This window comes from Trueperaceae bacterium (assembly GCA_019454765.1).
Taxonomy (GTDB): Bacteria; Deinococcota; Deinococci; order Deinococcales; family Trueperaceae; genus JAAYYF01.
The window spans coordinates 1-4,639 of record JACFNR010000081.1 but is presented as its reverse complement, the minus strand read 5'-3'; the positions used below and the strand labels follow the sequence as shown (position 1 = coordinate 4,639).

Below are 4,639 nucleotides of genomic sequence, written 5' to 3'. Positions count from 1 at the left end.
CGTCGAGAACGTGCTGCGCTTGGGCCGCGAGGCCGGGCTCGGCAAGGGCTGACCCCTCTTACCGGGGCCGCCCGGTGGCCTCAGGCCTCGTCGCCGAGTATCCGCCGCTTGGCCGCCTCGAACTCGGCGTGGGTGAGGGCGCCGGACTCGTAGAGCGCCGCGGCCCGCTCCAGTCGCGAGACGGTGTCCTCCTCCGCCGCCGGCGCGGCGCCGGACCCCGCGAGCTTGCCCAGGACCTGCGCGAGCGCGTCGCCGCTGATGGCGGTGACGGTGCGGGTGGGCGCCTGATGGCTCGAGGGCGCGCCGCTGCCGCCCACCACGCCGTCGCCATCGAGGTCCATCCCCGTCATGGCCTCGAACGCCGCGATGTCCGCCGGCGTGGCCGGGGCGCCGTTGACGGTGACGCTGGTGGTCGTGCGAGAGGCGGGGCCGGCCCCGGTCGCGGCGGCCGGACCGCCGGCCATGCCGTTGAGGCGCTCGGCCACCTGCTGGGCCTGCTGGGCCCCCCGGTCGCGGCCGGTCGGCACCTCGTCCCACACGATGTGGAAGCGCTTGGGGTCGGTGCGCTCGGCCAGCACGGGCAGCAACGTGCCGGGCATGGGCCACTTCGCCAGCGTCACGATGCTCGCCTTGGTGACGGCCACGCTCGGCTGGTCCGGGATGGTGATCACCAGGCTCATCGAACACATGCCGCCGCCGCCCGACTGGTGGGGCGGCATGCTGGCCGAGACCACCTGCGCCGTCCCGCGCACCGGGTCGGCGAGCTTGGGGTGGGAGAGCGCGTCCGCCAGGTTCGAGAAGAATCCCATGCGCGCGAGTATAGGGGCGGCGCCCGCGCCGGCCGCGTGAGATTCGCCCTGCCGGAGGGGCGGGAGGCAGCGCGGGCTCCCGCCCCACCGTTTAGGCCCCGTTAACCGTCCCTCCCCTACCCTCCCGGCATGGTCCGAGCGCGCCAGCAAGCAGGCGCGCGCGCCCGGACCGACCGAGGAGGCGGGGAGATGGGCAAGAGCAAGGTTGGGGTTCGTGCCGGGCTGCTGGGCAGGGTGGCGGCGCTGCTCGCGATCGCCGCCCTCGGGTCGGGGGTCGGTCAGACGTACGTGTTCCAGCGGCTCTTCGACGTGGAGACACTAGACCCCATCGGTGACTTCAGCCCGTGGGGCCAGAGCGTCATCGAGAACCTCTACGAGGGCCTCTACGGCGTGGAGGGCATGAGCACGGAGCTCAGGCCGCGCCTGGCGACGGGGCACGAGGTCTCGGCCGACGGGCGCACCCACACGTTCCGGCTGCGCGAGGGCGTCAGGTTCCATGGCGGCAACCCGTTCACATGCCGCGACGTCGAGTACTCCCTTGAGCGCGCGCTGGTCGCCGACCCGGGGCTCGTGGGTGAGGCCCTGATCGGCACGGCGGCGAACGCCCTCGTCGAGCTGGGAGAGGACGGCAGCGACGCCGCCTACGAAGCGTACTTCGCTCGCGTGGCGGACAGCGTCGAGTGCCTCGACGACCACACCGCCGTAGTGCGTTCGCTGGAACCGGACGCCATCCTCTTCGCCGCCCTCGCCGGCGTGAGGTACGTGATCGTCGACAGCGCCCTGGTGAAGGCCAACGGCGGCTGGGACGGGACCGAGGCCACGTGGCGGGACTGGCTTGGCGCCGACCTGACGGCGGGGTACCTCCACGATCATGCGGCCGGCACCGGCGCCTTCCGCCTCGCGTCGTGGGAGCCGGGCGTGCGTCTCGTGGCCGAACGGAACCCGGACTACTGGGGCGCCGCGCCGCGCCTCGAGAGGGTCGTCTACGAGGTGGTCGAGGACGAGGAGGCGCGCGTGGCCGCGCTGCTGGCCGGCGAGGCCGACCAGATCGACGTGCGCTTCACGCCCTGGAGCGAGCTCGAGGGCCTGGCCGGGGTCCGGCTGATAGGCGGCCCCGGCGACGCCGCCACGCCCCCCAGCGTGAGGGTGGTGGGCGCCGCCTTCTTCAACCAGGACATGGGGGCCGACAGCCCCCTCATCGGGAGCGGCCGGTTCGACGGGCACGGCGTGCCGCCCGACTTCTTCTCCGACGTCGACGCACGCAAGTGCTTCGCGTACGCCTGGGACACGGGCGAAGACGACCCGGAGTACCTGGCCGACGGCGCGTTCTTCCCGTCGATGCTCCTGCTCCCGTTCTACGCCGCCTACGACCCGACCATCCCGCGCTACGGGCTCGACCTGGCGAAGGCGGAGGAGCACTGCCGCGCCGCCTGGGGAGGCCGGCTGTGGGAGGCGGGCATGTACATCGCCGTGCCGCGCGAGGACTGGCTCGGCGCCCTCTGGAAGGAGAACATCGAGGCGCTGAATCCCAAGTTCGAGATCGACGTCGTCGACATGAGCGCGGAGGACAGCGCCCGGCTGTGGGACGAGCTTCGGCTGCCGTGGGTGAACAACGCGGGCTACGCGAGCTTCCCCGACCCTTACGAGTTCATGGCCGACTGGTACCAGTCTTCCACCTCGTTCACGGCGCGGCTCGGTTACGTGAACGAGGAGATCGACCGCCTCGTCGCGCTGGCGCGGCGCGAGTTCGACGCGACCAAGCGCGACGAGGCGTACCGGCGCGTGGGCCGCCTCGCCTACGAAGACGCGCCGTTCGTCATCATGCCGAGCTTCCCGTACCGGGTCGTGGTCAGCGCCCGGGTGGAGGGCGCCTACCGCAACCCGCTCTTCACCGAGGTGCGCTGGGCCGACCTGTCCAAACTCGACTGAACTCGGCGCTTGCGTGTGGGGAGGGGGTCTCCCCGGCCCCTCCCCGCCACCCTCGTCGTCGACGCGCCCGGCGGGCGCCCGAAGAAGGGAGCAGACCATGTGTGGAGGGAACCGTCTACCGAACGCCGCGCGGGTGGTCGCCTGCCTGGTGGTGGGCCTGGCGTTGGCGGCGTGTTCGGGTAGGCGCGCTCCAGCCCTGGCCACCAACGGCCTCGGTGCCGGACCGGACGACGCGTCCCTCGCCGTCAACGCCGTCCTGCACGCCCTGCGCTACTCGGTCGAGGGCGGTGGCGACGCCATCTCGACCAGCCGGTCGGCTCGCGCTTCGCCGCGCTCCCGTAAGTCGCGTGGCACCGGCACGCCGGTCCCGCCCGGCGCCGACCGGGGGCGGGGCGAGGCTCATCCGAGGCTGGCGCGGGTCCTGATCCATGGCGGTCAGGCGACCGCCATGGCCCGCCCCGCCAACCAGCCGGTCGTCCAGGCGCTCTGGAAGTTGAAACCGCCCGTGATGCCGTCGACGTCGAGGATCTCCCCCGCGAGGTGCAGGCCGGGCGTCACGCGGCTCGCCATCGTGGTGAAGTCGACCTCGTCGAGGCGCACGCCGCCGCAGGTGACGAACTCGTCCTTGAACGCCCCCTTGCCGCCGATGAGGTAGCGGCCGGCGCCGATCTCCCGCGCCAGGGCCGCCAGCAGGTCGTTCGAGGCGTCGGCCCAGCGCGTCTCGTCGCTCGCGCCGGCGGCGCGCGCCAACGCGCGCCACAGCCGCTGCGGTAGGCCCGGCGGCCCGCCCGCCACGACCGTGCGGCGCGCGTCCCGGCGCTTGGCTTCCCGCAGGCCCTGCAGCACGGCCGCTTCGCTCAGCTCGGGGAGCCAGTCGACGGTCACGCCGAGGCGGTAGGCGTTCTCGTGCAGCAGTCGCGCGCCCCACGCCGAGGCCCGCAGCACGGCGGGTCCGGAGAGGCCCCAGTGGGTGATGAGCAAGGGCCCCTCGTGCGCCTCCTTCGCCCCGTCCAGCCGCACGCGCCCGACCGGCACCGACACGCCCGCCAGGCCGTGCAGCCGCCGGTCCGCGACCTCGAACGTGAAGAGCGACGGCACGGGCGGCTCGACGGCGTGCCCCAGCGCCGCCGCGAAGCGGTGACCGGCCGGGGCGCCGCCCGTGGCGAGGAGGAGCCGATCGGCGCCGACGAGCTCGCCGGACTTCAGGCGAACCTCGAACCGGCCCACCCCACCTGGACCGGGCGCCGCCACGTCCGTCACGCCGGCGCGGGTGCGCAGGGTCACGCCCGCGGCCCGGGCGGTACTCAGGAGACAGTCCACCACGGTGGCGGAGTCGTCGCTGGTGGGGAACATGCGCCCGTCCACCTCCGTCTTGAGGGGCACCCCGCGCGCCTCGAACCACGCCACCGTCTCGCGCGGCCCGAAGCGGGTGAAGGGACCGCGCAGCGCCCTGGCGCCGCGCGGGTAGTTGCCAACCAGCAGCGCCGGGTCGGGCTGGTCGTGGGTGACGTTGCAGCGCCCGCCGCCGGAGATGCGCACCTTGCCGAGGGGCGCGGGGGCGGCCTCCAGCACCGTCACGGCGGCGGCGGGGTTGGCCTCCAGGCAGGCGATGGCCGCGAAGAGGCCGGCCGCGCCGCCACCCACGATCACGACGCGTGGACCCGGGTCGCCCATCCGGTCATGCTACCGGCTGCGCCCGAGGGACGACCCGCCCGGCACGGGGCCCTGCCTGCCGCGGGCGGCGAGGCGTTAGCATGGCTGGCGCTCGCGCGGGGCGGCAGGCTGGAGGCGACAGGTGGGCAAGACGAGTTGGCAACGCGTTCTCCTCGTGATGTTCTTCGCGCAGCTGCTCGCCTCCATCGGCTTCTCGACGATATTCCCGTTCCTACCCAACTACGTGG

The 4,639-nt window shown here is 73.6% G+C and carries 3 protein-coding genes; 1 reads left to right on the top strand and 2 read right to left on the bottom strand.

Features of this window, described 5'->3' with window-relative positions; translation table 11 throughout:
- Positions 1–80 precede the first annotated feature (80 nt).
- Complete coding sequence (locus H3C53_13240; protein ID MBW7917631.1) at positions 81–809, bottom strand: SHOCT domain-containing protein; 729 nt, start codon at positions 807–809, stop codon at positions 81–83.
- Positions 810–998: 189 nt separating this feature from the next.
- On the opposite strand from H3C53_13240, the gene H3C53_13235 reads away from it, so the two are divergent.
- On the top strand, positions 999–2,738 hold the full coding sequence (locus tag H3C53_13235) for an ABC transporter substrate-binding protein (GenBank protein MBW7917630.1): 1,740 nt from the start codon (positions 999–1,001) through the stop codon (positions 2,736–2,738).
- A gap of 435 nt (positions 2,739–3,173) precedes the next feature.
- Here the strand turns inward: H3C53_13235 and H3C53_13230 are convergent, their stop codons facing one another.
- Complete coding sequence (locus H3C53_13230; protein MBW7917629.1) at positions 3,174–4,412, bottom strand: NAD(P)/FAD-dependent oxidoreductase; 1,239 nt, start codon at positions 4,410–4,412, stop codon at positions 3,174–3,176.
- Positions 4,413–4,639 lie beyond the last annotated feature (227 nt).

What these genes read in the sequence shown, in the direction of transcription:
- H3C53_13240 (MBW7917631.1), bottom strand. Translation starts at nt 809, where the DNA reads ATGGGATTCTTCTCGAACCTGGCGGACGCGCTCTCCCACCCCAAGCTC.
- H3C53_13235 (MBW7917630.1), top strand. Translation starts at nt 999, where the DNA reads ATGGGCAAGAGCAAGGTTGGGGTTCGTGCCGGGCTGCTGGGCAGGGTG.
- H3C53_13230 (MBW7917629.1), bottom strand. Translation starts at nt 4,412, where the DNA reads ATGGGCGACCCGGGTCCACGCGTCGTGATCGTGGGTGGCGGCGCGGCC.